27 protein-coding genes are annotated in these 26,828 nt (G+C 35.3%); 16 read left to right on the forward strand and 11 right to left on the reverse strand.

What is annotated here, in order from left to right:
* The first annotated feature begins 74 nt into the window (after positions 1-74).
* Entirely contained in the window at positions 75-1,220 is a 1,146-nt protein-coding gene (locus I5168_RS08695; RefSeq protein WP_431471526.1) for an FKBP-type peptidyl-prolyl cis-trans isomerase, read from the forward strand.
* 151 nt (positions 1,221-1,371) lie between these two features.
* Positions 1,372-1,998, forward strand: coding sequence for a hypothetical protein (locus tag I5168_RS08700; protein WP_431471527.1), 627 nt, complete (start codon positions 1,372-1,374; stop codon positions 1,996-1,998).
* 64 nt (positions 1,999-2,062) lie between these two features.
* Here I5168_RS08700 and I5168_RS08705 read toward each other — a convergent pair whose 3' ends face one another.
* Positions 2,063-3,016 carry a transketolase family protein gene (locus I5168_RS08705; protein WP_431471528.1) on the reverse strand — a complete coding sequence of 318 codons (954 nt, stop codon included), beginning with the start codon at positions 3,014-3,016 and terminating at the stop codon, positions 2,063-2,065.
* A gap of 19 nt (positions 3,017-3,035) precedes the next feature.
* On the reverse strand, positions 3,036-3,881 hold the full coding sequence (locus tag I5168_RS08710) for a transketolase (RefSeq protein WP_042279406.1): 846 nt from the start codon (positions 3,879-3,881) through the stop codon (positions 3,036-3,038).
* Between the two features lie 208 nt (positions 3,882-4,089).
* Here I5168_RS08710 and tgt point away from each other — a divergent pair, with 208 nt between their 5' ends.
* The 5 genes from tgt (at position 4,090) to dnaB (ending at position 10,124) form a co-directional block, all read left to right on the forward strand.
* On the forward strand, positions 4,090-5,220 hold the full coding sequence (gene tgt, locus I5168_RS08715; RefSeq protein ID WP_042279403.1) for a tRNA guanosine(34) transglycosylase Tgt: 1,131 nt from the start codon (positions 4,090-4,092) through the stop codon (positions 5,218-5,220).
* A gap of 2 nt (positions 5,221-5,222) precedes the next feature.
* The gene (locus I5168_RS08720; RefSeq protein ID WP_060524710.1) at positions 5,223-6,290 is read left to right on the forward strand and encodes an LptF/LptG family permease; all 1,068 of its coding nucleotides are present in this window, start codon (positions 5,223-5,225) and stop codon (positions 6,288-6,290) included.
* Complete coding sequence (locus tag I5168_RS08725) at positions 6,277-7,188, forward strand: DMT family transporter (protein WP_338350043.1); 912 nt, start codon at positions 6,277-6,279, stop codon at positions 7,186-7,188. Before I5168_RS08720 ends, I5168_RS08725 begins: the two co-directional genes overlap by 14 nt.
* 184 nt (positions 7,189-7,372) lie before the next feature.
* Positions 7,373-8,326 carry an acetyl-CoA carboxylase carboxyltransferase subunit alpha gene (locus tag I5168_RS08730; protein ID WP_431471529.1) on the forward strand — a complete coding sequence of 318 codons (954 nt, stop codon included), beginning with the start codon at positions 7,373-7,375 and terminating at the stop codon, positions 8,324-8,326.
* Positions 8,327-8,585: 259 nt separating this feature from the next.
* Positions 8,586-10,124 carry a replicative DNA helicase gene (gene dnaB / locus I5168_RS08735; protein WP_042279399.1) on the forward strand — a complete coding sequence of 513 codons (1,539 nt, stop codon included), beginning with the start codon at positions 8,586-8,588 and terminating at the stop codon, positions 10,122-10,124.
* A 24-nt stretch (positions 10,125-10,148) separates the two neighbouring features.
* Here the strand turns inward: dnaB and I5168_RS08740 are convergent, their stop codons facing one another.
* Positions 10,149-10,313, reverse strand: coding sequence for a hypothetical protein (locus I5168_RS08740; protein ID WP_167342153.1), 165 nt, complete (start codon positions 10,311-10,313; stop codon positions 10,149-10,151).
* A 76-nt stretch (positions 10,314-10,389) separates the two neighbouring features.
* Here I5168_RS08740 and I5168_RS08745 point away from each other — a divergent pair, with 76 nt between their 5' ends.
* A complete protein-coding gene (locus tag I5168_RS08745) occupies positions 10,390-11,574 on the forward strand; it encodes an asparagine synthetase B (RefSeq protein ID WP_431472760.1) in 1,185 nt (394 codons plus the stop codon).
* 84 nt (positions 11,575-11,658) lie between these two features.
* On the opposite strand, the gene I5168_RS08750 is transcribed toward I5168_RS08745, so the two are convergent.
* Entirely contained in the window at positions 11,659-13,878 is a 2,220-nt protein-coding gene (locus I5168_RS08750) for an NADP-dependent isocitrate dehydrogenase (protein ID WP_431471530.1), read from the reverse strand.
* A gap of 135 nt (positions 13,879-14,013) precedes the next feature.
* On the opposite strand from I5168_RS08750, the gene I5168_RS08755 reads away from it, so the two are divergent.
* Positions 14,014-14,166, forward strand: a complete 153-nt coding sequence (locus I5168_RS08755; protein ID WP_105019200.1) for an SsrA-binding protein — start codon at positions 14,014-14,016, stop codon at positions 14,164-14,166.
* On the forward strand, positions 14,139-14,990 hold the full coding sequence (locus I5168_RS08760; protein WP_431471531.1) for an ABC transporter substrate-binding protein: 852 nt from the start codon (positions 14,139-14,141) through the stop codon (positions 14,988-14,990). The genes I5168_RS08755 and I5168_RS08760 overlap by 28 nt, the downstream gene beginning before the upstream one ends.
* Positions 14,991-15,052: 62 nt before the next feature.
* On the opposite strand, the gene I5168_RS08765 is transcribed toward I5168_RS08760, so the two are convergent.
* Positions 15,053-15,589, reverse strand: coding sequence for an inorganic diphosphatase (locus I5168_RS08765; RefSeq protein WP_042279395.1), 537 nt, complete (start codon positions 15,587-15,589; stop codon positions 15,053-15,055).
* A gap of 205 nt (positions 15,590-15,794) precedes the next feature.
* Here I5168_RS08765 and I5168_RS08770 point away from each other — a divergent pair, with 205 nt between their 5' ends.
* Both I5168_RS08770 and I5168_RS08775 read left to right on the forward strand, forming a co-directional pair.
* Positions 15,795-16,943 carry a vWA domain-containing protein gene (locus tag I5168_RS08770; RefSeq protein WP_042279394.1) on the forward strand — a complete coding sequence of 383 codons (1,149 nt, stop codon included), beginning with the start codon at positions 15,795-15,797 and terminating at the stop codon, positions 16,941-16,943.
* 78 nt (positions 16,944-17,021) lie between these two features.
* Positions 17,022-17,609, forward strand: a complete 588-nt coding sequence (locus I5168_RS08775) for a porin family protein (RefSeq protein ID WP_042279393.1) — start codon at positions 17,022-17,024, stop codon at positions 17,607-17,609.
* Between the two features lie 252 nt (positions 17,610-17,861).
* On the opposite strand, the gene I5168_RS08780 is transcribed toward I5168_RS08775, so the two are convergent.
* The 4 genes from I5168_RS08780 to I5168_RS08795 are packed head-to-tail and all read right to left on the reverse strand — an operon-like array spanning position 17,862 to position 21,062.
* Positions 17,862-18,938: a M28 family metallopeptidase gene (locus I5168_RS08780; protein ID WP_407941859.1), complete on the reverse strand. Its 1,077-nt coding sequence runs from the start codon at positions 18,936-18,938 to the stop codon at positions 17,862-17,864.
* Positions 18,939-18,954: 16 nt separating this feature from the next.
* Positions 18,955-19,773 (reverse strand): carboxypeptidase-like regulatory domain-containing protein, encoded by an 819-nt coding sequence (locus I5168_RS08785; protein ID WP_105019196.1) that lies wholly within the window; start codon positions 19,771-19,773, stop codon positions 18,955-18,957.
* A gap of 54 nt (positions 19,774-19,827) precedes the next feature.
* On the reverse strand, positions 19,828-20,415 hold the full coding sequence (rdgB, locus tag I5168_RS08790) for an RdgB/HAM1 family non-canonical purine NTP pyrophosphatase (protein ID WP_431471532.1): 588 nt from the start codon (positions 20,413-20,415) through the stop codon (positions 19,828-19,830).
* Entirely contained in the window at positions 20,415-21,062 is a 648-nt protein-coding gene (locus I5168_RS08795; protein ID WP_431471533.1) for an alpha/beta hydrolase, read from the reverse strand. The genes rdgB and I5168_RS08795 overlap by 1 nt, the downstream gene beginning before the upstream one ends.
* A 35-nt stretch (positions 21,063-21,097) precedes the next feature.
* On the opposite strand from I5168_RS08795, the gene I5168_RS08800 reads away from it, so the two are divergent.
* The 4 genes from I5168_RS08800 to I5168_RS08815 all read left to right on the forward strand — a co-directional run bounded on the left by I5168_RS08800 (position 21,098) and on the right by I5168_RS08815 (position 24,990).
* Positions 21,098-21,514 carry a hotdog fold thioesterase gene (locus I5168_RS08800; protein WP_060525105.1) on the forward strand — a complete coding sequence of 139 codons (417 nt, stop codon included), beginning with the start codon at positions 21,098-21,100 and terminating at the stop codon, positions 21,512-21,514.
* 2 nt (positions 21,515-21,516) lie between these two features.
* Positions 21,517-22,554 carry an isochorismate synthase gene (locus I5168_RS08805; RefSeq protein WP_181072613.1) on the forward strand — a complete coding sequence of 346 codons (1,038 nt, stop codon included), beginning with the start codon at positions 21,517-21,519 and terminating at the stop codon, positions 22,552-22,554.
* Positions 22,555-22,929: 375 nt separating this feature from the next.
* Entirely contained in the window at positions 22,930-24,603 is a 1,674-nt protein-coding gene (menD, locus tag I5168_RS08810) for a 2-succinyl-5-enolpyruvyl-6-hydroxy-3-cyclohexene-1-carboxylic-acid synthase (RefSeq protein WP_105019193.1), read from the forward strand.
* A 51-nt stretch (positions 24,604-24,654) separates the two neighbouring features.
* Positions 24,655-24,990 (forward strand): DUF2853 family protein, encoded by a 336-nt coding sequence (locus I5168_RS08815; RefSeq protein WP_042279379.1) that lies wholly within the window; start codon positions 24,655-24,657, stop codon positions 24,988-24,990.
* A gap of 56 nt (positions 24,991-25,046) precedes the next feature.
* On the opposite strand, the gene I5168_RS08820 is transcribed toward I5168_RS08815, so the two are convergent.
* Both I5168_RS08820 and I5168_RS08825 read right to left on the reverse strand, forming a co-directional pair.
* Positions 25,047-25,490, reverse strand: coding sequence for a c-type cytochrome (locus I5168_RS08820; RefSeq protein ID WP_167342148.1), 444 nt, complete (start codon positions 25,488-25,490; stop codon positions 25,047-25,049).
* Between the two features lie 22 nt (positions 25,491-25,512).
* A complete protein-coding gene (locus tag I5168_RS08825) occupies positions 25,513-26,706 on the reverse strand; it encodes a PQQ-dependent sugar dehydrogenase (protein WP_431471534.1) in 1,194 nt (397 codons plus the stop codon).
* Positions 26,707-26,828: the final 122 nt, after the last annotated feature.

Genomic DNA, 26,828 nt, shown 5'->3' on the forward strand with positions numbered 1-26,828 from the left:
TGTCTTATTATCACTCGTTAACACAACAAAAATAGCGAGAAATGCTATCTTTGACCACTAATAAAAAAAGTATGATGAAAAAACTTTTAAGACTAGGCTTATTAGCTGGTTTTGTACTTGCGGTTTTTGCATGTAATAATGACGACGATGATGCAGGTATTCAAATACGAGATAGAGACGAAGTAGATCTAGAAGATCAAGAGGCGCTTTTAGATTATCTACAAACTCATTATTATAATGAAGATGATTTTGTAGCTAGTCCTACCAATGACGTTGACATTATTTTGAGAGAAATCGATGATCCTACTACTCAAACACCACTTATTAATCAGGTCGAAACTCGTACTATAGAACGAGAAGGAGTTAATTATACTTATTACTTACTTAAATTAAGAGAAGGTAATCCTAGCGATCCACAAATAACTTATGCAGATAGTGCTTTGGTGAGTTACGAAGGTAGACTGTTGGATAATACTTTATTTGATGCAGCACAAAACCCAATTTGGTTTGATTTACCTAGATCTATTGAAGGTTTTGCTAGAGCAGCACAAGAATTTAAGGGTTCTCAATCGGTAACGGCAAATCCCGATGGTACTATTACCTTTGACGGTAGTGGTATAGGTGCGGTTTTTATGCCTAGTGGTATTGCCTATTTTAATAGTTCTCCTACTGGAATTCCTGCATATTCGCCTTTACTTTTTACTTTCAAAGTTCATGCTGTTAAAATCAATGATCATGATAATGATGGAATTTTATCTAGATATGAGGATCCTAATAATGATGAACTGATCACAACTACAAATGATGATACGGACAGCGACCGTATTGCAAATTTTGAGGATCGTGATGACGATGGGGATGGAGTAGGTACCATCTTTGAAAATGCAGACCCTAATGGTGATGGGAATCCTGATGATGCAGAAGATTTAGACGGTGATGGAATACCAGGTTACCTTGATGCAGACGAAGTAAATATTGATTTAGACGGTGATGGAATTCAAAATAGATTTGAAAACCCAGATCCTGATGGTAACTTTTTACCTGGAGATGCAGTAGATACTGATGGTGATGGTGTTCCTGATTATTTAGATCCAGACGATGATGGTGATGGGATTCCAACTAGTCAAGAAAATGCAGATCCTGATGGTAATACAAACCCAGATGATGCACGAGATAGTGACGGTGACGGAATACCAGATTATCTAGATGCAGACTCATAAATAGAATAAAAAAATCTACCAACAGGTAGATTTTTTTTTTTGAGTTGAGTTTGTAAAAAACACAAGTTTCAAAATTTTTCTTTTCTATTTAATCGAATTAAATAGGACAAGATGACTCATAGTTTTACTCACGAATTTTAAACTAATAGTCATGAAAAATTTAGTCATTATTATAATCTTAATTATCTCTAATCATTCTTTGGTTAATGCCCAGACTAACCAAAATCAGAATTCCTTGCCAATAGAAACCCCATTTTTGAAGGTTGGAGTAGGAGCGTATATTCCATCGTCAGAATTAGGGCAATTTATTGATGTGTCGCCTTCTTTTGAATTATCTCTTCAGTTTCCAAACTCAAGAAAAAATCGTAGCATAGAGGCTTCATTACAATTAGTAGTACCGCAGCAAAACAACTATTTTCTTTTACAAGGTGAACAAAGAAATGAGGAAATAGAAGCCACAACTATATTAAATGCTTCACTAAGATTAAATAAGACGTTATTGAGCTATCCGTCTTCTGCATTGGATTTAGGATTTGGAATGGGGATGGCTTCAATCTTTTTAGATCCTGTTACTAATAGCGCTGCACAAGAGCTTGATTACAGCAGTATAAATTCCTTTTTAGCACTCAGTTCTTTAAGTTATAACTTTGAGTTTAAGGATTCGAGTGTATTGTTTATATCCATAGATTTACAATATACACCCTTTAAAATGGAACGTGGAATAACAAAAAATTTGACATCTTGGACTCTAATGCCTAAAGTTGCTTATAGGTTTTAAAAAGAAAAACTGTATCTAAAAGTAAGTACTATTAGATACAGTTTTATAATAGTGTTAATTACAATTACTTGCGCTTAATTACCTGTTGAGCTTTGGCTGCGATATTTGCAGCATTTAAGCCATATTTTTCAAGTAATTGAGCAGGAGTTCCACTTTCTCCAAAGGTGTCTTGAGTTGCAACAAATTCTTGTGGTGTAGGATGGTGCTGTGCAAGTGTGCGTGCAACACTTTCTCCTAGTCCACCTAAATAATTATGTTCTTCTGCTGTTACGATACAACCTGTTTTCTTTACTGAATCTAAAATAGCTTTTTCATCTAAAGGTTTAATGGTGTGAATATTAATCACCTCGGCAGATATACCTTTTTCATTTAATTCTTTAGCAGCTTCTAGAGCTTCCCAAACTAAATGTCCAGTTGCCACTATAGTGACATCTTTTCCATCTTGTAAATGAACAGCTTTTCCAATTTCAAAGCTTCCGTTTTCTGGAGTAAAATTAGCTACTTTAGGTCGTCCAAACCTAAGGTAAACAGGTCCATGATGATCTGCGATAGCAATCGTTGCTGCCTTAGTCTGATTGTAATCACAAGTGTTTATTACAGTCATTCCTGGAAGCATTTTCATAAGACCGATGTCTTCAAGAATTTGGTGTGTAGCACCATCTTCTCCTAGTGTAAGACCAGAGTGTGATGCACAAATTTTTACATTCTTATCAGAATAAGCGATGCTTTGTCTGATTTGGTCATAAACACGACCCGTTGAAAAGTTAGCAAATGTTCCTGTAAAAGGAATTTTACCACCTATTGTTAAACCAGCAGCAATACCCATCATATTGGCTTCTGCAATTCCTACTTGGTAGAAACGTTCTGGGTGCTGATTTGCAAATTCATTCATTTTCAATGATCCTGTAAGATCGGCGCAAAGAGCCACTACATTCTCATTTTTATTTCCTAGTTCAGTAAGACCAGCTCCAAAACCTGATCTCGTGTCCTTATTTCCTGTGTTTTCGTAAACTTTCATAGTGGTGAACAGATTTTGATTAGTAATCTCCTAAAGTTTCTGGGTTTTGAGCAAGAGCACTTTCTAATTGCTCATCATTAGGTGCTACACCATGCCATTTGTGTGATCCCATCATAAAATCTACACCATTACCCATTTCAGTGTGAAGCAGGATGCATATAGGTTTACGCTTTCGCGAAAGCGAAATAGCCTCACGTACTCCATTTACCACAGCTTCAATATCATTTCCTTTTTCGATGGTAAGTACTTCCCAACCAAAAGCCTCAAATTTATTTTTTAGATCACCTAGTGATAATACAGCATCGGTAGAGCCATCAATTTGTTGACCATTTACATCTATTGTTGCGATTAAATTGTCTACATGATTTGCACTGGCGTACATGGCAGCTTCCCAAATTTGACCTTCTTGAAGTTCGCCATCACCATGCAAACTGAAAACGGTTTTGTCATCGTTATTCAATTTTTTTGCAAGAGCAGCACCTATAGCTACACTCATTCCTTGTCCTAGTGAACCACTAGCAATGCGTATACCTGGTAGACCTTCATGAGTGGTAGGATGTCCTTGTAGGCGAGTGTTTAGTTTTCTAAAAGTATTTAACTCTTCTACAGGGAAATATCCAGCTCTCGCAAGGACACTGTAGTAAACGGGAGATATGTGCCCGTTTGATAAGAAAAATAAATCTTCATTAACTCCATCCATACTAAAATCTGGATTGTGATCCATGATCTCATTATAGAGAGTAACGATAAACTCTGCACAGCCTAAGGATCCACCTGGGTGACCACTGTTTACTGCATGAACCTGTCGTACGATGTCGCGGCGTACTTGGGTTACGATGTCTTTTAATTGCTGTATATCAGCCATTTTAATTGTTTAATTTGATGATACTGCAAAAGTACGTTTCTAATCTTCCTTTTTACGAATTTTGCACAGTCAATTATTAACGAGTAGCAAACAATTTAATAGAATCCTGGAAAGTTAAAGACTTGATTATTTTTTTAAACCGTCTTTAACTTAGATGAATTGAATTAACTAGTCGTATAAATCACGTTAAAACCTATCTTTGCCACGCATGAAATTTGACTTATTACATAACGATCCTAACAGCCAGGCTAGGGCTGGTGTAGTTCACACTGACCACGGTGCAATTGAAACGCCCATATTTATGCCTGTAGGAACCCTTGCAACGGTAAAGGGTTTACATCAAAATGAACTTAAAGATGTGGTTAATCCAGATATAATTCTGGCAAATACCTATCACTTGTATTTGCGACCAGGAACTGAAATTCTCGAAAAGGCCGGTGGTGTTCATAAATTTATGAATTGGGATAGACCAGTTCTTACAGATTCTGGTGGTTATCAAGTTTATTCCTTGAGTGCAAATAGAAAAATTAAAGAAGCTGGTGTGAAATTTAAATCACACATCGATGGTTCTTACCACTTCTTTACACCAGAAAGCGCTATGGATATTCAACGTACCATTGGTGCAGACATCATCATGGCATTTGATGAATGTACTCCTTATCCATGCGATTACAATTATGCTCGTCGATCCATGCACATGACCCATCGATGGTTGAAAAGATGTATCGATCATTTTCACAATACTCCTAGTAAATATGGTTATAACCAAACTTTATTTCCTATTGTACAAGGTAGTACGTATAAAGATTTAAGAGCTCAAAGTGCTGAATTTATTGCCAATGCTGATCAACCAGGTAATGCTATAGGTGGTTTGTCAGTAGGTGAACCAGCTGAAGAAATGTATGCTATGACCGAGGTGGTAACAGCTATTCTTCCAAAAGATAAACCGCGTTACCTAATGGGTGTAGGTACTCCTATAAATTTATTGGAAAACGTGGCGCTAGGTGTAGATATGTTTGACTGTGTAATGCCTACTCGTAATGCACGAAATGGTATGATTTTTACAGTCAATGGTACCATGAATGTAAAAAATAAAAAGTGGGCCGATGATTTCTCACCACTAGATGAGCATGGTACTGCTTGGGTAGATCAATACTATAGTAAGGCATACGTAAGACATCTTTTTACCGTTAATGAAATGCTAGGTAAGCAAATATGTACCTTGCACAATCTTACTTTTTATCTATGGCTCATGCGCGAGGCGAGAAAACACATACTTGCTGGTGATTTTAGAACCTGGAAGGATAAAATGGTAAAACAAATGGACAATAGATTATAGTATTGAATATTTTAGATAAATACATATTAAAAAGGTATTTAGGTTCATTTATCCTGCTGTTATCGTTATTCCTACCGATAATGGTTACAGTACACCTTGCAGAAAAAGTGGGAAAGATACTTAGTAAAAATGCACCACTTGACGAGACCTTGTGGTACCTTCTGGATTTTACTATTTACTTTTCAAATTTCTTATTTCCTTTATTTCTGTTTATTTCTACGATGTTTTTTACATCAAAATTGGCTAATAACACAGAAGTTATTGCATTTTTAAGTTCTGGAGTTTCATTCAATAGATTCCTTAAGCCATACATAATTGGTGCAACGATAGTTTGTACAGGAGCCTTGTTGTTTAGTTCTTTTTTGGTTCCTAATGCCGCTCAAGGATTTAATGAATATCAATACAAGTACTTTAAACGAACAGATAGTCAAAAAACATCTGATGTTTATCGTCAAATCAATGATAATGAGTATATCTATGTGAGTAATTACCAGCCTTCAAGAAAAAAGGGCTACAATTTCACCCTAGAACATTTTGAAGCTGACTCACTTAAATTTAAAATCTCTGCTAGTAGTATTCAGTTTAACGACACTTCCTATACGCTCACAAGTTTTAAAAAACGTATTATTCTTGAAAACAGTGAAAAAATCGAACAATACGGTAAGTACGACACTCTTTTACCTTTTGAAATCGATGAACTTACACCAGTAGAATATGTAGCCGAAACTAAAAATTTCTGGGAACTGAATGAATTTATAAAACAAGAAGAAAAACGAGGTAACGCTAACATGAACTTATACTATGTAGAAAAGTACAAGCGTACCAGCATACCTGTAAGTGCCTTTATTTTTACCCTTATAGCCGTTGCAGTAAGTAGTGTAAAAAAACGTGGAGGAATGGGAATGAATCTTGCCATAGGGTTAGTAATCGCTATGACCTACGTATTTCTAGACAAAGTTTTTGGAACCATTGCAGAGAAAAGCACATTTAATCCGTGGTTTGCAGTTTGGTTTCCAAATATATTTTTTGCAATTGTAGCTATATTTTTATTGCGTAATGCCAGACGATAGAGTAGTTAATTATCTCCATTTACACCTCATTGTTTTTATTTGGGGTTTTACCGCTGTTTTAGGAGCTCTTATAAGTATTGATTCCATTCCTTTGGTTTGGTACCGTATGTTGCTAGCGGTAATTTTTATTTTTATCTATATAAAGATCAAAGGGATCTCGTTACTAGGAGATGGAGTTAATACGCTTTCGCGAAAGCGTATTCTATCATTCTGCTTGGCAGGTTGTGTAATAGCCTTACACTGGGTTACTTTTTTTGGTGCCATTAAAGTTTCTAATGTGTCCATCTGTTTGGCAATGATGAGTACAGGAGCCTTTTTCACGGCCTTGTTAGAACCTCTATTTACACCTAAAAAATTTGTTGGCTACGAATTAATCTTCGGGATTATAATTATTGGAGCACTATATTACATATTCACGGTAGAAAGTAATTATATAGAAGGGATCTTGCTAGGATTGACAAGTGCACTGTTAAGCGCTGTTTTCAGTATTATGAATGTAAGTTGGGCCAAAGTTTATAATCCTACCGTTATTTCTTTTTATGAGCTGGCAAGTGGTGTCGTTCTACTCTCTTTATTTTTCTTGATATTACCAATAGACTTTGTAGCTCCAGTAGCATTGTCTGTTTACGATTGGTTATGGTTGGGAATTCTAGCTTCCGTGTGTACAGCCTATGCCTTTATTGCCAGCGTTAAAGTAATGAAAGTATTAAGTGCTTATACGGTGATGCTTACCATTAACCTAGAACCGGTTTACGGAATTTTACTTGCCTATTTTATTTTCAAAGAGCAAGAGCAAATGACACCCGAGTTTTATTTAGGTGCTGTAGTGATTCTACTTGTTATTATAGCAAATGGTATCATAAAAACAAGACTTAAAAAGAAACAAATAAGTAAATAAAACTTCCTAGTGTAGTTTAATATTTGACATCTTTATAAGTGTTTTTAAAAACCGATATAGTCTTGAATTGTCTATTAAAGACTTTTTCAGGGTTTTACAACCGTTCCCAAATCCAAAAAACTCATCGTTATTCACTTTAAGTTTTACTACATTTGTTTTTCGAATTATAAAGTCCAAAAGGATAATGGAATATTTAGATTTTGAATTACCGATTAAGGAACTAGAAGACAAGTACAAGCAAACACTTGAGATAGGAGAAGGAAGTGAGGTTGATGTGACTGATACGGTTAAAAAAATAGAAAAAAAGATTAAGGCCACTCGTAAAGAGATTTACAAAAACCTAAGCCCGTGGCAACGTGTTCAAATATCACGTCACCCTAATCGCCCTTATACACTTGACTATATTAAAGCCATTTGCGGTGATACCTGGTTAGAACTTCATGGAGATCGTAATGTGAAGGATGATAAAGCCATGATTGGTGGTCTGGGTAAAATAGGAGACCAGTCCTATATGTTTATAGGTCAACAAAAGGGTTATAATACTAAAACAAGACAGTACCGCAACTTTGGAATGGCAAATCCTGAAGGTTATAGAAAAGCGTTACGTTTAATGAAAAGTGCCGAGAAATTCGGGATTCCTGTAGTGGCATTAATCGATACTCCAGGTGCTTATCCAGGTCTTGAAGCAGAAGAACGTGGTCAAGGTGAGGCAATTGCACGCAATATCCTTGAAATGACACGACTTAAAGTGCCTATTATCGTAATGATTATAGGAGAAGGAGCAAGTGGTGGAGCACTAGGAATAGGAGTAGGAGATAGAGTTGTGATGCTAGAAAACACGTGGTATTCCGTTATTTCACCAGAAAGTTGTTCATCAATCTTATGGCGCAGTTGGGAATATAAAGAACAAGCTGCCGAGGCTCTTAAACTTACCAGTACCGACATGAAAAAGATGAAGCTTGTAGATGAGGTACTTAAAGAACCTCTAGGTGGTGCACACCGAGATCGTGATGCTATCTTCAAATCGGTGGCAGACTGTATAACGAGACATTACACAGAATTAAAAGAATTAGAATCCAGTAAACTTGTAGAGCAGCGTATGGATAAATATGCTGATATGGGTGTGTATAATGGATAATTCTTAACTCATTAATATTAGGCGCTTTTATGAAAATAAAGGCGTCTTTTTTTGCGCTTTTTTTCAATAAAGAAGTTATCAACTACAAATAGTAATATAGAAAAATCCCATTTTTTTTTGAGCTAGTGTAAACTTCCTATTTAACAAAATTTTTTGTACCTTATTAACAGGTTATTAAATGCTTTTTAAACACGATTGTTAGTTAATGGTGAATAGACTAGCTAGTATAAACCTACTTTAAAAACTACCTTTGAAAACTATGGAAAAAATACAAGTACGTTCTAATAAAATCTCTGGAAACAGTCCGGTTATCGCCCTTGAAAAAGGTAAGATACCACCACAAGCTGTTGATTTAGAGCGTGTTGTGCTGGGTGCGTTGATGATTGATGGTAAAGGTGTAGATGAGGTAATTGACCTGCTTTCACCAGAGGTTTTTTACCAAAAAAGCCATCAACACATCTTTGAAGCGATTGATATTCTTTTCAAAGAAGGTAAACCTATTGACTTATTAACCGTAAGCAGTCAATTACGTAAGCAAGAACGTATTGAAGCAGTTGGTGGTGATCATTATTTGGTGCAATTAAGTCAATTAGTGAGCTCAACAGCGCACATTGAATATCATGCCCGTATTATCCTACAGAAACATATTCAAAGGCAGCTTATTTCGATTTCTTCAGAAATTATTGAAGATGCCTATGAAGAATCTACTGATGTATTTGACTTGCTGGATACTGCCGAATCTAAATTATATGAGGTCACCCAAGGTAATATTAGAAAAAGTACCGAGACAGCGATGGATCTCGTACGACAGGCAAAACAAAAAATAGAAGAAATTGCAAACCGCGATGGATTAAGTGGAATTCCTACAGGATTTACTGATCTGGACAAATTAACCAGTGGTTGGCAACCAAGTGATCTAATTATTATCGCAGCACGTCCAGGTATGGGTAAAACAGCCTTTACTTTAAGTATGGCTCGTAATATTGCGATTGGGTCTAATACTCCTGTAGCTTTCTTTTCTTTAGAGATGAGCTCGGTACAGCTTATTACACGTCTTATTTCTGCCGAAACTGGATTAAGTTCAGAAAAACTACGTACTGGTAAATTAGAGAGCTATGAATGGGAACAACTTAATGTAAAGGTTAAAGATCTTGAACAGGCTCCTATTTATATTGATGACACTCCATCGTTATCCATTTTTGACCTTAGAGCAAAATGTCGCCGTCTGGCATCGCAATACGGTATCAAGCTTATCATGATTGATTACTTGCAATTAATGACCGCACAAACAAACAGTAAAGGTGGTAATCGTGAGCAAGAAATATCAACTATTTCTCGTAACCTTAAAGCCCTGGCCAAAGAACTTAACGTGCCTGTAATTGCATTGTCACAGTTATCTCGTGCTGTTGAATCTCGTGGTGGTACAAAACGACCGTTACTTTCAGACCTTAGGGAATCTGGAGCCATCGAGCAAGATGCCGATATCGTTTCTTTCATTTATAGACCCGAGTATTATGGTCTAGAAGAATGGGATGATGATGATCGTGGACCTACCAAAGACCAAGGTGAATTTATTGTAGCAAAACACCGTAATGGTGCTACTGATAGCATACGGTTGAAATTCTTAGGTAAATTTGGTAAGTTCGATAACTTGGACGATTTCTTCTCATCGCCACAGGAAATTGGTTCCAAAATGAATGCAGCAAATGACGATACATTTAAATCTGATAATGCAGGAATAAGACCTTCCAATCCAGGAGATGCTTTTGGAATTGATAATGACGATCTAGCTTTTTAGAAATTACAATTCATTTCTCGTATCCTATTTGTATTTTAGTACCAGTTGAGAGATTTCGGCATGGATTATGAAGCTGTGCTCATGCGGCACGATAGAGTTTAGTTTAATTACGCTTTCGCGAAAGCGTACACTAAAAATTCCATCTTGACATGACGAGTTCTCCAATCTTAAACTTGAATAGGTTACCATGATTAAAAATTATATAAGTTGTATTCTTTTATGCCTAATTGGTCTGTTTTCTCATGCGCAATATGTTCTTGTTCCCATGGATGCCGATACTCAAAAAGATCATTTAAAAGCCTATGGAACGGCTTATTGGGTGCTTGAACAAGGTATAAAAGTTAAATGGTTACTTAATTATAGAGGTGGTTCCTTCTTAATTCCAGAAACTGATGGGATAAAAAAAGAACTTACTATACGTGGGGTAAGTTACGAATCATTAAATGAAGGCGAGACAGCACAAATCCTTGAATTCATTGCTAGCCCGTCGCAAAATATGCAAGAAGTGGTGCTAGAGAAGGCACCTAAAATTGCAGTATATACTCCTACAGGAAAACAACCTTGGGATGATGCGGTTACCATGGTACTTACTTATGCCGAAATTCCATATACCAAGGTCTATGATAAAGAAGTTTTAAATGATGAATTGTTATTGTATGACTGGTTGCACTTGCATCATGAGGATTTTACAGGACAGTATGGTAAATTTTATCGCAGCTTTAGAACTGCGCCGTGGTACATTCAAGAAAAGAAGGAAGCAGAAGAACTGGCTGCAGAGCTGGGATATAACAAAGTAAGTGAGGCAAAACTTGCCGTAGCAAAAAAGATAAGAGATTATGTAATAGGTGGTGGTTTTATGTTTGCCATGTGCAGTGCTACAGATAGCTTTGATATAGCGCTAGCAGCAGAAGATGTTGATATTTGCGAACCTATGTTTGATGGTGATGCTAGTGAACCAGATTACCAGTCAAAGATTGATTTCAATAAAACTTTTGCTTTTACTGATTTTGTACTGGAACGTTCTCCTATGGTTTATGAGTTTAGTAGTATAGATATGACTACTAAACGTAAGGTAGCAAAGGAGTTGGACTACTTTACTTTGATGGATTTTAGCGCCAAATGGGACCCTATTCCAACCATGCTCAATCAAAATCATACTTCGCTAGTAAAAGGGTTTATGGGGCAAACTACCAGTTACACAAGAGAAGAAGTAAAAAAGAATGTACTAGTTCTCGCTGAAAATAGATCAAACGGCGAGGCTAAATACTTACACGGAATACGTGGTAAAGGCTTTTTCACTTTTTATGGTGGTCACGATCCAGAAGATTACCAGCATAGGGTAGGAGATCCACCTACAGAATTAAAACTTCACCCTACATCACCGGGCTATCGTTTGATTTTAAACAATATTTTATTTCCTGCAGCTAGAAAGCAAAAGCAGAAGACTTAATTTAAAAAGTTGTAGTGGAATGGAAATAAAAAAAGCCTGTTTGTACACTTACAAACAGGCTTTATAACATTAAATTGTTTTATTTTAACCAATAATACTGTTTAATGTGGCGCTAGGGCGCATTGCTGCTGATTCTTTTGCAGCATCTGGACGATAATATCCTCCAATATCCATAGCAACACCTTGCGCATCAATCAATTCTTTATTGATTACCTCTTCATTATCAGATAATTCTTTAGCTAGTGAACTGAATTGTGCACTTAGTTCTTCATCTTGATTTTGAGAAGCTAATTCTTGGGCCCAATACAAGGCTAGATAAAAATGCGAACCACGGTTATCTAACTCATTAACCTTTCTTGAAGGAGACTTTTTGTTAGTTAAGAACTTCTCTGTTGCGCGATCCAGGGAATCTGCAAGAATTTGAGCTTTCTTATTATCGTATTTCTCAGCTAGATGTTCCAGAGAAACTGCAAGAGCAAGAAACTCGCCTAAAGAGTCCCATCTTAAGTGATTTTCTTTTTCAAACTGCTGCACGTGTTTTGGAGCAGATCCACCAGCGCCAGTTTCGAATAGTCCACCACCGTTCATTAATGGAACAATAGATAGCATTTTGGCACTTGTGCCCAATTCTAGGATAGGGAATAAGTCTGTATTGTAATCTCTAAGTACGTTACCGGTAACCGAGATGGTGTTTAAACCATCCTTCATTCTAGCTAGCGTACGTTTTGTAGCTTCAACTGGTGAAGCGATTGAGATGTCCAAGCCTTCCGTGTCATGATCCTTAAGATACGTATTTACCTTTTTGATTAGTTCAGCATCGTGTGCTCTATTCTCGTCTAACCAGAAAATAGCAGGGTCATTAGTTGCTCTGGCTCTAGAAACTGCCAGTTTAACCCAATCTTGAATAGGAGCATCCTTAGTTTGACAAGCTCTCCATATATCACCTTCTTCTACATCGTGTTCTGTAATGACAGTACCATTTTCAGAAACTACTTGCACTTTACCGTTTGCTTGTATTTCAAATGTTTTATCGTGTGAACCATATTCTTCGGCTTTTTGAGCCATCAGACCTACATTAGGAACCGTACCCATGGTAGTAGGATCAAATGCACCATGTTCTTTACAAAACTGGATAGTCTCCTGATAGATTCCAGCATATGAACTATCTGGAATCACCGCTTTGGTATCTTGAGTTTCTCCTGACTTGTTCCACATTTGTCCAGATGTACGTATCATTGCTGGCATTGAGGCATCAATAATTACATCACTAGGTACATGTAAATTAGTAATTCCTTTATCGCTATTTACCATTGCGATATCAGGACGTTGCTCGTATACTTTTTCAATTTCCTTTTCAATCGCAGTTTGAACATCGCCTGGTAATTGATCTAATTTTGATAATAAATCACCAAACCCATTATTCACATCTACACCAGCCTGCTCTAATTCGGTACCAAATTTTTCAAATACCGGAGCAAAGAATGTGCGCACCGCATGGCCAAAAATGATAGGATCAGAAACCTTCATCATCGTTGCTTTCATATGCAGTGAAAAAAGTACGCCTTGACTTTTGGCATCTTCGATTTGTTCTTTTAAGAAAGATAACAGAGCATTCTTACTCATGTTAGTAGCGTCTAGTATTTCTCCTTTTTGAAGATTTAAACCACTTTTAAGAACTTCAGTTTCTCCATCATTTTTTACTAATTGAATAGAAACCGAAGTAGATTCTTCAAAGGTGTGAGATTTCTCGTTGTGCGCAAAATCACCTGCAGACATAGTTGCAACATGTGATTTTGAATCAGAACTCCATGCACCCATAGAGTGTGGATTGTTCTTTGCGTATTGCTTTACCGGTTTAGGAGCGCGACGATCAGAGTTACCTTCACGTAAAACAGGATTTACTGCACTACCTTTAATCTTATTATAACGTTTTTGGATTTCTTTTTCCTCCTCGGTTTGAGGATCCTCAGGGTAATCAGGTAGGTTATAACCTAGTGCTTGTAATTCTGCAATAGCAGCAGTCAATTGTGGTATTGATGCACTTATGTTAGGTAATTTTATAACATTGGCGTCTGGTTGCTTTACAAGTTCACCTAGCTGTGCGAGAGCATCTTCTTGTTTTTGATCTTCAGTTAGGTTTTCTGGGAAAGTAGCAATAATTCTTCCAGCTAGAGAAATATCTGCTGTATCAATATCGATACCTGCTGGAGCAATAAATTTTTTAATGATTGGTAAAAAAGAAGCGGTTGCTAGTGCTGGTGCTTCATCTGTTTTTGTATAGATAATTTTAGGTAAATCTGCCATTGTAATTATTCTGTTTTTTAGAGTAATAAACAAGTATTTAAGCTTGTAAAAAAGAATTGCAAATATAAGTAATAGCAGTGATTTCTTATAGTACAATTAACGCATTACTCGTTAACATATTCCTATATTTGAGTTATGAAAAAATATTTTTTCAAAGCACTTGCATCAATTAATAAAAAGCTGTTACCCAGTTTTACTAAAAAGAGATTAGATCTAAGCAAGGCAACCAAATGGCAAATGGCGCTTTTAGGTTATAAGTTATGGGTAACAAAAAACGCACTAGATTAATGTTTTATAAAGGTATAGACCAGCTTAACCGAGTAGTTGAAATAGCAAATTTACCTGAACGAATCGTTTCACTGGTTCCATCTCAAACCGAATTACTAGTTGATCTAGGATTAGAAGATAGAATTGTGGGCGTTACTAGGTATTGCGTACACCCAGAAAACTTACGCACTGATAAAGTTGTCGTAGGTGGTACTAAAAAAATAGTACTAGAACGTATTTATGAGTTACAGCCAGATTTAATTATTGCAAATAAAGAGGAAAACACCCTAGATATCGTAGCTGCTTGTGATCAAATAGCTCCTACTTATGTGAGTGATATTTTGACATTGGAGAACGCTTACGAGATGATTCATGATATAGGAATGATGACAGGTAGTTCTTTCAAGGCAAAATCCTTAGTTCGTACTATTAAAATGGAATTCAACAAGCTAAAAGTGGATTCAGCAAAAAATGCAGTATACTTAATTTGGAAGAATCCTTACATGGCAACGGGTAATGATACATTTATTCATCATGTTTTAAAACAAGGTGGATTTGAAAATTTATGTAAAGACCTACAACGATATCCAGAGTTTTCACTTGATGAGTTAATAAAATTACAACCAGAATTTATCCTACTATCTAGTGAACCCTATCCTTTTAAAGAAGAAGATAAACAAGAACTTATTGAAGCATTTACACTAGCACCAGCACCCAACGCTTTAAAACCGAAGGTTATTCCTAAAATTATACTAGTTGATGGTGAGATGTTCTCGTGGTATGGATCACGTTTAAAACTTGTACCCGAATATTTAAGCAAACTACAGGATCAGCTCAACAATTAATTTCAAATAAAAAAACCTGCTCATGATAGGAACAGGTTTTTTTATTAGGTTCTATAAAAGTATTATTTATTGAACTTGTTTTTATAATCAGTAATTGCTTGTTGTACGATCTCCATAGCTTTTTCACGACCTTGGAATTCTTCTACATCAACAGTTTTGTTCTCTAACTTTTTATAATCTTCAAAGAAATTACGCATTTCTTTTTTCCAGTATTCTGGTAATTCGCTTACATCATTAAAGTGAGCAACCGACATGTCATTTGCGGCAACGGCTATTATTTTATCATCCATTTCACCACCATCCATCATTTGCATTACACCGATAACCTTTGCTTCAACCATACACATAGGTACGATTTCAATTTGTGAAAGTACTAGAATATCTAGTGGATCTTGATCGTCACAATAAGTTTGTGGTATAAAACCATAGTTAGTAGGGTAATACATTGAAGAGTAGATCACACGATCTAAAATCAACATTCCCGTTTCCTTATCTAACTCATATTTTGCGCGAGTATTCTTTGGTATCTCAATAATTCCATTTACAATTTCCGGAGCTTTGTCTCCGTACGACACGTCGTGCCAAGGATGTACTTGCATAATCTTTTGTTTGTTTAAGCGGCTGCAAAAATAATGTTATTTCGCTTTCGCGAAAGCGTAAACGCGACAAACCTTGATATAATATTGTTATTCAATGAAATAATTACCATATAATAACCCATTCTTAACCTTTATATGGTGTAAAACCTACGTTAAACCCTAAACAATGTAAGCCTAACTATACAAAACAGACTATTTTTATTGTATGAATTACCAAGAACGATACGGTACCAGATTTGAAATTCACAACCCAAAGGACAAAGACCCCTTTGACAAGCTATTTGATATTTTCAAGGAGTTAATCACTCACACCTCTGGTGATTTTGATGAAGCTATTGAATGGTTGCGTGAATTAGATAAGGAATACCACCTAACCACTGCAGAATATACGATAGACGATTTTATTGAGGATTTAAAACAGCGTGGTTATATACGAGAAGAAATTGATCCATCAAAGGGACAAGATGGATCAGATGACGGTGATGGATCTGGAAGGTTCACCATTACAGCAAAAACAGAACAATTATTACGTAAGCATGCTCTAGAGCAAATTTTTGGTAATATGCGTAAAGGCGCAAGTGGGAATCACAAAACATCAAAATTAGGAACCGGAGATGAGCACAGCGGTGATTTTAGAGCTTATAAATTTGGTGACGACCTAGGTTCCATTTCCATGACTGAGAGTTTACGTAACGCACAAATTAATCACGGTATAGGAAACTTTAACCTTACTGAAGAAGATCTAGTAGTAGAGGATACACAGTTCAAGGCTCAAATGAGTACGGTATTAATGATAGACATCTCTCACTCCATGATTCTTTATGGAGAAGATCGAATAACACCTGCAAAAAAAGTGGCTATGGCACTGGCCGAATTAATAACTACCAGATACCCAAAAGATACTCTTGATATCATAGTATTTGGTAATGATGCGTGGCCAATTAAAATTGCAGATTTACCTTATCTAAAAGTAGGACCCTATCATACTAATACCGTCGCTGGATTACAGCTTGCACTAGATTTACTGCGTCGTAAGCGTAATACAAACAAGCAAATATTTATGATCACCGATGGTAAGCCTAGTTGTTTAAGATTGAGTGACGGTAGGTATTATAAGAATTCTAATGGTCTAGATGAATACATAGTTGACAAGTGTTACAACATGGCGGCACAGGCTAGAAGGTTGCATATACCTATAACAACGTTTATGATAGCAAATGATCCCTACCTACAACAGTTTGTAGACGCGTTTACCGAAGCAAATAAAGGTAAAGCCTTTTATACTGGCTTAAAGGGATTAGGTGAGATGATTTTTTCTGACTATGAGCGCAATCGTAAAAAGCGTATGAAATAAGTAGTTTATAATCTTTAATTGTGGTTTACGGTGTAGTCTACATTCTTTTTATATATTTGACTTACCAAAAACTATACAATGAAAAAACTTTTAGTATCTTTTGCAGTATTCTTCTGCGTGAGTATCATAGCAACAGCCCAAGAATTTTCTTACGGTCTATTAGGTGGAGTTAACATCTCAAAAATTAACAATGTAGGTGGTGGTGAATTGGAAGACAATGCGGTTTCTTTTCACGCTGGTTTAAATGGATTGTTCACCTTTGATGATCGCTGGAGTGCTGAAACCAGTATACTTTACAGCAGAGAAGGAGAAACTTTTGAAATAGGTAATACAGAATCAGAGATTAATCTTGATTTTATCAATATACCTTTACACGTACGTTATAGAGTTTGGAACAATCTTACCGTTCATGCAGGACCACAAGTTGGATTTCTTCTTAATGCTACTCAAAGTGTTGCTGGTGGAAATGAAGTAGACATAGATGATGAGGTGACTGTAGATTCTAATCTTTCTGTTTCTTTAGGTCTAGGATACGATTTCCCAGAATTAGGTTTATTCCTTAAAGCAAATTTTGCTGAAGGTGTTACAGATCTGTTTGACAATGAAGAATTCAAAAATGATGAATACACAAGATTAGTTAGATTCTCAGTAGGTTATAGATTTTAATTAATAACATACATTATACTATAAACCTCAACATGAAAATGTTGAGGTTTTTTTATTATAGGTATTTCTATAAACTTAAGGTGGTCGTATACGTCTAGGTAGTTAAAGTGAATTAAATAGTGTTTATCGAGTGAAACCTTAAATTATAGTATCTATTTAAACAAGTTTTATAGCATAATTAAATAGATGGAGTATTAATAAAAAAACCTGCTCAATAACGAGCAGGTTTATATATAATCACTTAGTAAAAAATTATTCCTTTTCCTTAAGAGCTGGTCTTGAATCAGCATTTGCTAGTTCCCAAGCTGTAACAAAAATCAACTTAGCACGTTTTTGATAAAGATCATATTCAATTTTATCTGGAGTATCAGTAGCCTTGTGATAATCTTCATGTACGCCATTGAAATAAAATATTACAGGTACATTATTTTTAGCAAAATTGTAGTGGTCACTTCTGTAATAAAAGCGATTAGGATCGTTTTTCCCGTTATACTTATAATCTAATCGAATATCCATGTCATATTTTGCTTTGGCAGCTTCACTCATATCATGTAAATCTTGAGAGAGCATATCACTTCCTATTAAATAAACATAATTAGGATCATCCTTTTGTTGAGGATCTATGCGGCCTATCATATCAATATTCAAATTTGCTATGGTATTTTCTAAAGGATAAATAGGATTCTCAGAATAATATCTACTACCATATAAACCTATTTCTTCACCTGTAACATGTAAAAATAGTAAGGAACGTTTAGGACCTTTTCCATCATTTTTTGCTTGTTTAAATGCTTCAGCAATTTCAAGTAAGGCAATAGTACCGCTTCCATCATCATCGGCACCATTAAAAACTTCACCATCTTCCATTCCTACATGATCCAAATGAGCACTAATAACAAGTACTTCTTCTGGTTTTTCAGAACCTTCTATATACGCCAGTACATTTTCTGAATCGTTTTTAATTTTTCTAAAGTAGGAGGCAGGTACTGTTTGAAAGTAAGCGCCATCATTTAATCCACCGGGAACACCCATTTTTTTATACTGCTCTCTCAAATATTCGACAGCTTTTTTCTGACCAGGCTCACCTGTATAACGACCTTCCATTTCGTCGCTAGCATAGAAGTATAATTGCTCTTTTAGTTCTTCAACGGTAATTGTATTCGCATATTTCATCACTTCTTCCTTGGAAGACATTGATGAATTAATCATACTTGAATTTTCACTAGAATTTGAACCAGACGCGTCAGCATCGGTACCTTTCATAGTATTACACGATGCAGCGAGGGCAAATCCTGCCGTAGCATATAATATGGTTTTTAAACTTAACATAAAGTGGTATTAATCGTTACTTCTTTTTATCTTCTTTTTTCAGGACTTTATATTCCTCATAACATTCACTAATAGCATCTAAGATTTGTAAATCACTAGCTTCTTCAATGAACTTTTTAGAGTATTGGCAATTACGTAGAATTTCATCAATACTAACCTTATCCATTTGAAGAAGGTTCATCAATGTTTCTCTGTCGTACTTACTTTGTAATATGTTTCTTACCTCGTCTGCTTTCTTTATTTCTCTAAGCTTTTTAAGAGATTTACCTTTCTTACTAAAGGTGTTATACAGAAAATCAGCTGGATTAAAAATAGATCCTAATACTTTGGTTACCGCTCCTGGTTCCTCATCACCTGCTTCATATCCCTTTTCTAGACCACTTATGCTATATCTACGCTTGCTATAAATAGGAGCTTTTTTTGCATCGATCTCTAAATAACCGGTTAATTGAATTTCCTCTACAACCACTTCCTCAAGAGCAATCCCTTTTTCGGTCATAGAAATAGTTACATTTCCAAATTTTATCCAGTCGTTGGTAACAGGTACATTAATAGTTTGAAAACCTAAATAGGAAAAGAAAAGTGTGTCATTTACCTTGGCAGTAATGGAAAACTCTCCAGCTTCATTGGTAACGGTTCCTTTAACTTGATTAAGGTTAACAATATTAACATTTACAAGAGGAGAATTGTCCTTTGCATTAAGAACGACACCGGTAACTTTAGTTTTTTTTGCGATAGTTTTTACTGTATCAACTTTGACTGATGTACTGTCTTGGGCAGTAGTGGTGTTAAAGAAAACTCCAAAACACAAAATTAAAAATAGTAGATGCTTCATTCTATAAGCTAAAATAATTCAATTGAGTTCAATACTCTATAAATTCTCAATATATTAACGGCCGTTAACATCCTCTTCCAAATATGAAATGAGCTTTCTGAAGGCTCGAGCACGGTGGCTTATTTCACCTTTTTCGGTTAGTGACATTTCTGCAAAGGTTTTATCTGCTTCATTAGGTTTAAAAATTGGATCGTATCCAAAACCTTTTTCACCTTTCTTCTCGTCGGTGATAACACCTTCACAAACACCTTCAAATAACAATTGACAGCCTTGTAATGACAAAGCTATGGCAGTAACAAATCTCGCATTTCTATTGCGAGTATTTTCTAACTTGTCTAAGACCAATTGCATATTTGCCTCACTATCACGTTCAGGACCTGCATATCTTGCACTATATACTCCTGGTTCATTATTTAGGGCATCAACTAGTAAACCAGTATCATCTGCAAATACAGGCATCTTGACTCTATTTACAAGATATTCTACTTTCTGAATAGCATTACCAGAAATTGTTTCAGAAGTTTCAGGAATGTCTTCCTCAAAATTAATATCCTTTAAACATACCAGCTCAATATTAGCCGGCATTAAAGCTTGAATTTCTTTTAATTTATTTTGATTGTGGGTAGCAAATAATAATTTCATCACGTTAAGCTTTTTGCAATGGTTTGTAACAATTCTACATGAACCACATGCTTTATATCCGGTCTATGTTTTTCACATTTTGTGCCAAAGAGAGTATCAATACGTTCTTTTTCTCGTTCAATAACTTTATCGTTCACGTATTCATCTTTAGTTCCAGATATATGTATGATTCTATCACAAAAAGTTTCAAAATGTTGGCCATCATTTTCGTTAAGCTCTTGTGGTAAACTACCACTTTGAATAATTAAGGCCTTTACATTGTAAAAGTATTGTGACATAAACCTAGTAGCAATTGAAACACCTTGTGAATATCCCATCAAAACAATTCTAGGATCGCCCTTAATATTTTCTTGTGTAATTACCTTATCAAGGTAATTAAGAACATTATCCATTTCTTGCATGGTATTTTCTCTAGTAAGCCAGCTTGCACCTACATGTTTAAAATCAGAGCCTTGATAATACTTTGAAGGAGCCTGAGGAATTATAAAATAGTGATCGTCTTTAGGAAAATTGATAAAATATCTTTTAAAGTATTTTGATAAGTATCCCAATCCATGAAAACATATCCAGATACATTTTGTGGTATCCGTTAATTCGTTTAAAGTATCGTAACTATTGGTATGATTATATAAGACAGTTTTAACCATATATTTATATTGTAGGCTTATTTTTGGGTAAAGATATGGACAAACAAAATATACTAGACCAGTGTAATACCATAAGCCGTAATACACTAATGGAAACACTTGATATTGAGTATGTAGATGTTACAGAAGATACACTAACTGCACGCATGCCGGTTACTCATAAAGTTTATCAACCTGACGGAGTTCTACATGGTGGTGCCAGTGTAGCTTTGGCCGAGTCGGTAGGTAGCGCGGCTAGTTTTCTCTTTCTGGATACCGAAAAATATACTATAAGAGGTCTAGAAATAAGTGCCAATCATACGCGATCCATTAAAGAAGGATATGTTTATGCGACCGCATCTTTTATTCACAAAGGACGAACTACTCAACTATGGCAAATAAGAATAACAGATGATCAAGATAGGTTAATCTCTTTGTGTAAATTAACAACTATTGCTCTTTTAAAACAATAACAGTGAACAGTCCTTTCTTACATCAAGTATCACAACTTTTAGCCCAAGAGTTACCCTTTTTTGTACTTAAAAAAAGTAATGAAAATCGCGTCAATTTATTCTATCAATCTGATCAAGAATGGCATAAAACTACACCTCTTGAAGAAGATTATATTGTATTTGCTCCTTTTTTAAAAGAACAACATAGTGTTTATATACCCGTAGAAAATAGTATAAGTTTTCCTTGGACGCAGCAAAAGGTTGAAAGTACTCTTCCAGAATTTGATAAAGAAGTAAATAAAGATGAGTATGTAATACTTGTTGACAAGGCTATTAATAATTTACAACAAGGAGATTTAAGGAAAGTAGTGCTTTCGCGAAAGCAAACTATTAAAAGTCATTTGTCACAAGTAAAATTACTTGAACGCCTGCTCAATTTGTATCCAACGGCAAACAGCTACTTTTTTTATCATCCTAAAGTAGGTGCCTGGATGGGAGCAACTCCAGAATTATTGTTAAAAATCGAAAACACGACTTTAAAAACCATGTCATTGGCTGGAACAGTAGCTTATGATGGAGTGACCGATATTTATTGGGGAAAAAAAGAGAGAGAAGAACAACAGCTAGTCACTGATTATATAGTTGAACAACTCAAATTGACTGATGCAACAGATATTGAAACATCACAACCTCAAACTGTACAAGCAGGAGCAATTTGCCACCTAAAAACTGATATTGAGGCACAAATTAACCCAAATAATATGTATAAGTATCTTAATGCTTTACATCCTACACCAGCCGTCTGTGGTATGCCTACAAAACAAGCTTTGCAATTTATTAAGGAAAATGAAGGATACGAAAGGTCCTTTTATACAGGCTTTTTAGGAGTGGTGAATAACAACAATAAGAATGCAGAGTTTTTTGTCAATTTAAGATGCATGGAATTGAACGATAAAACGGCTACATTGTACGTAGGTGGCGGCATAACAGCATTAAGTCATGCCCAAGCAGAATATCTAGAAACAGTGAATAAAATGGGTACTATGCTTCGTGTTTTATAAAATACTTCTAAAAGCAGTACGTATTAAACTGGTCTTGAATGAGAAGGATTTTGCATACTGAGCATTTCTTCTAAAAGATAGTATGATACTATAAACTGCTTTTTTACAATAGATTCCCGTTTGATAGAAAAGTACAAAACTGTAAAAAATCAAGTATTTTATAAGGATCATAATTGGGCTAATTTACACTTTAAATATCGATAAATTTTATGGACCTAGCAATTTTTAATTTCCCAAATACTGGATTATTTTTCTGATTTGCCGTTTATTTCGATTAAAGACGTTTTAAGATAGACCAAAAGAGTATCGAGCTTAAGCTTTAATTAAGCGTTAATATCAAGGAAATGTAATTGCCTGCTATTACCTTTGTGGTATATGTTGCCAGAAATAATTCATGCCCAGCAGGTAGTTTTGCTTTTTAAGAAACGACAAATTAAGCATATTGTGATTTCTCCAGGATCACGTAATGCACCTCTTACCATCGGTTTTACTGAGGATAGTTTTTTTACCTGTTATAGTATTGTAGATGAACGTTGTGCAGGACATGTAGCTCTAGGAATGGCACAACAATTAAGAGAACCTGTGGCTCTTTTATGTACAAGTGGTAGTGCTTTACTCAATTACTATCCGGCAGTTACTGAGGCCTATTATAGTGAAATACCTTTAATCGTTTTAAGTGCCGACAGGCCGCCGCATAAAATAGATATAGGAGATGGTCAAACCATAAGGCAAAAACACGTTTACTCCAACCATATTTTATACGATTGCGAGCTTACCATGATTCATGATAAAATACAGGTAGAATCAATCGCAACTAATGAAAGATTACTTAATAAAGCCTTAAACACCACCATAGCTAGGTCTGGTCCAGTTCATATAAACATTCCTTTTGAAGAACCGCTGTATAATAGGGTAGAGAAGTCTACCATTAAAGACGTTAAAACTATTGACATTCTTAAAGAGGAAACATCTATAATTCCAGATGAATTCTATAAACATTGGGATAAAAGTTCTTCAAAATTAATCATACTTTCAACCTTAAATGTTGATGTTCTTACTGAAGCCGATTTAAACAAACTTACATCAGATCCTAGTGTTTTAATCATGAGTGAGGTAGGATCCAATATCCGACATGACAAAGTGGTATGGGGAATAGATACCTTAATAGCTCCTATTGAAAATATAGATGAGGAAATTACTCACCTACAACCCGATATGGTGGTAACTATAGGAGGAATGATTGTAAGTAAAAAAATCAAACAATACTTACGCAAGTTTGAAACCAAAATTCATTATCACGTAGGAAAAAGAAGAGCCTATGATACTTTTTTTAAACTTGCTGGTCATATAAAAGTAAAGCCTTCTACATGGGTTCAATCCTTACAAACTAAAACTGTAAATAGTCAATATCAGGAATACTGGTTGAAAACTTTTAAGAATAGAATTGAAAAAAGGAAATCCTATTTTGAAACTATGCCTTGGTGTGACTTTAAGGTTTATAAATTGTTATTCCAGAATCTTCCTGATAACATACTGCTTCAATTAGGAAATAGTAGTACGGTAAGGTATGCTCAATTATTTCCTATGAATACCTCACATAAAATTTATGCAAATCGTGGAACAAGTGGAATTGATGGAAGCACGAGTACGGCTATAGGGGCAGCAATGGCAAGCGACAGACCCTGCATTTTTATTACCGGTGATCTTAGTTTCTTTTACGATTCAAATGCATTATGGAATAACTACATACCCAAAAACTTTAAAATCATAGTTATCAATAATTCTGGTGGTGGTATTTTTAGAATATTACCAGGCCATAAGGATACTCATGAATTTGATACGTATTTTGAAACCAAACATGATTTAACTGCTATACAGTTGTGCGAGATGTACCATATAGGGTATCACAAAGTAGGTGATGAGGCCGCTTTCGCGAAAGCGTACCAACAATTTCTATCAAAAAATGATAAACCACAATTGTTAGAAATAGTTACTCCAAGTAAAGTGAATGACGAGATTTTATTAAATTATTTTAAATTTTTACGATAACATTTATTTAACTAACTTTAGCCTTTAACTTTTTAACTAACGAACATTATTATGAGTAAATTTGATGAAAGAGTAGAGAAGTACGTTAAAGCTTACAAGGAAAAAGTAGGTGGAAAACTGGACGAGGAACTACTTAGAAAGGTTACTAAGGGATTAGGTCCTTCTATTTATAATAAAGATGCTGAAACCGTAAGCGCAGAAAGTAGTGAAATGCAACGTGTGGTAGACAACTACTTGAAAAAGAAATTAGGTTTATCAGGTGATAACTTAATGGATTCTGTTGAAGCTGTGATTGAAAAGTACGGAAAAAGTGAACGAGCTAAATATCGTGCTATTATTTATTACATGCTTTGTGTACACCACGGTAAGGAGTCAATTTACAATTAAGACTATACTATTATATAATAAAAGCCCATCACACTGTGATGGGCTTTTTCATTATATTATTTTTTAATTTGTTGGACCTCTTCAACGGTAACCATCTTTTCAGTTGGATTCCAGGTGTCAATGATATAATTAAGTACATCGGCAACCTCTTCATCATCTAGACCTTGGTACTGCATTATATTGTTATAAGTAACTCCATTTACTACAATTTCTCCCTTTAGGCCATATTTAACGGCATGAATACTTTCTTTACGTTTACCAGTGATCCAGTCACTAGGATTGAGCGGTGGAAATGCTCCTGTAACTCCTTTACCATTAGTCAGGTGACAGGTAACACATAACTCTCTATAAATTTCTTTACCGCGTTGGGCGCTTTTTTCAATCGCTGTAAGTTCTTTCTTAGTCGGTTCTTTTAACTTGATTGTTTGTTTCTTTTCTTTATCTGTTCCACATGAGCACAGTATAAGTGCAGTAAATAAACAAGCTAATATATTTTTCATATCTGAAAATTTAGATTAATCATTAATTAGGTGTTATACGATAAATACCCTTTGATTCCACTGAAATGTATATGTAATTATCTGGACCGATGGAAACATCTCTCACGCGACCAATACCGTCAGCTATTTTTTCTCGTTTGGTCACTTTTCCATCTACGTTGTATAAAAGTTCTAGGTATTGAAACTTTAATGAACCAGCTAGATAACCTCCATTCCAATCTCCATAAGCTTGGTTATTAATTATGGCAAATCCACTAGGTGCAATACTAGGTTTCCAATACCAATCGGGTTGTTGCATTCCTTCTTTTTGAGTCAAATTTGTAAAAGTAGAACCGTCATAATTGATTCCATAACTAATTACAGGCCACCCATAATTAAGTCCTTTAACAATAGTATTAATTTCATCACCGCCACGTGGTCCATGTTCATGATCCATAACTTTACCAGATATAGGATGAGTGGTAAGCCCTTGTGGATTTCTATGACCATAACTGTAAATGGCAGTTTTGACACCTGATTCATTTACAAATGGATTGTCTTTAGGAATAGATCCGTCGTCCATTATTCTATAAATCTTTCCTCCATCTCTTGTTATATCTTGTGGGTTTTCGTCACGATTACCGCGATCACCAACACTAAAGTATAAATGACCTTCCTTATCCCACGTAAATCTAGAGCCAAAATGTTGTCCAGCTTTTGTATTAGGTACAGCCTTGTACAAGACGTTAAGATGCGTAAGTTCATCATTAATTAATTTTGCTCTGGCTATGGTTGTATTTCCACCAGATCCCTGACCTGATGTACTTGCATAACTTAAATATATAAATGGCTGCTCCTTATAATTAGGATGTACAGTTATATCCATCAAACCGCCTTGACCACGTATATAAACCTCTGGGATATTTTTTATTTCATAATTCTTCTTGCCATCAAAGCGAAAAACCTGACCTTGTTTGGTAGTGTATAAAAGCTCATTATTTGGCAACCAATCCATTCCCCAAATGATACCATCGTTTTCTAAAACTTGTTTGATCATGTAATCTTTTTGATCATCAATAAGTGGTACATCGGTATCAGGAACCTGATTATTCGAATCTGCGACTGTCACATTTTTATTGATATTATCGCCAGACTGTGCGATTTCCTTTTTAGATGAATCTTTACAGGCAACAGATAATAGTATAGAACAAACTGAAAAATAGTATAGTAATTTCATAAAAGCCGAATTAAAAAATAAAAGTAACTTGTTGTAATGGGGTTAAAGTTAAAATAATAAAAAAATCCCCAAGTTGTTCACTTGAGGATTTTGGGCTAATTCAAATAAATCTCCTACTTATT

The sequence above is a fragment of the Nonlabens sp. SCSIO 43208 genome, assembly GCF_050703575.1.
Classification (GTDB): domain Bacteria; phylum Bacteroidota; class Bacteroidia; order Flavobacteriales; family Flavobacteriaceae; genus Nonlabens; species Nonlabens tegetincola.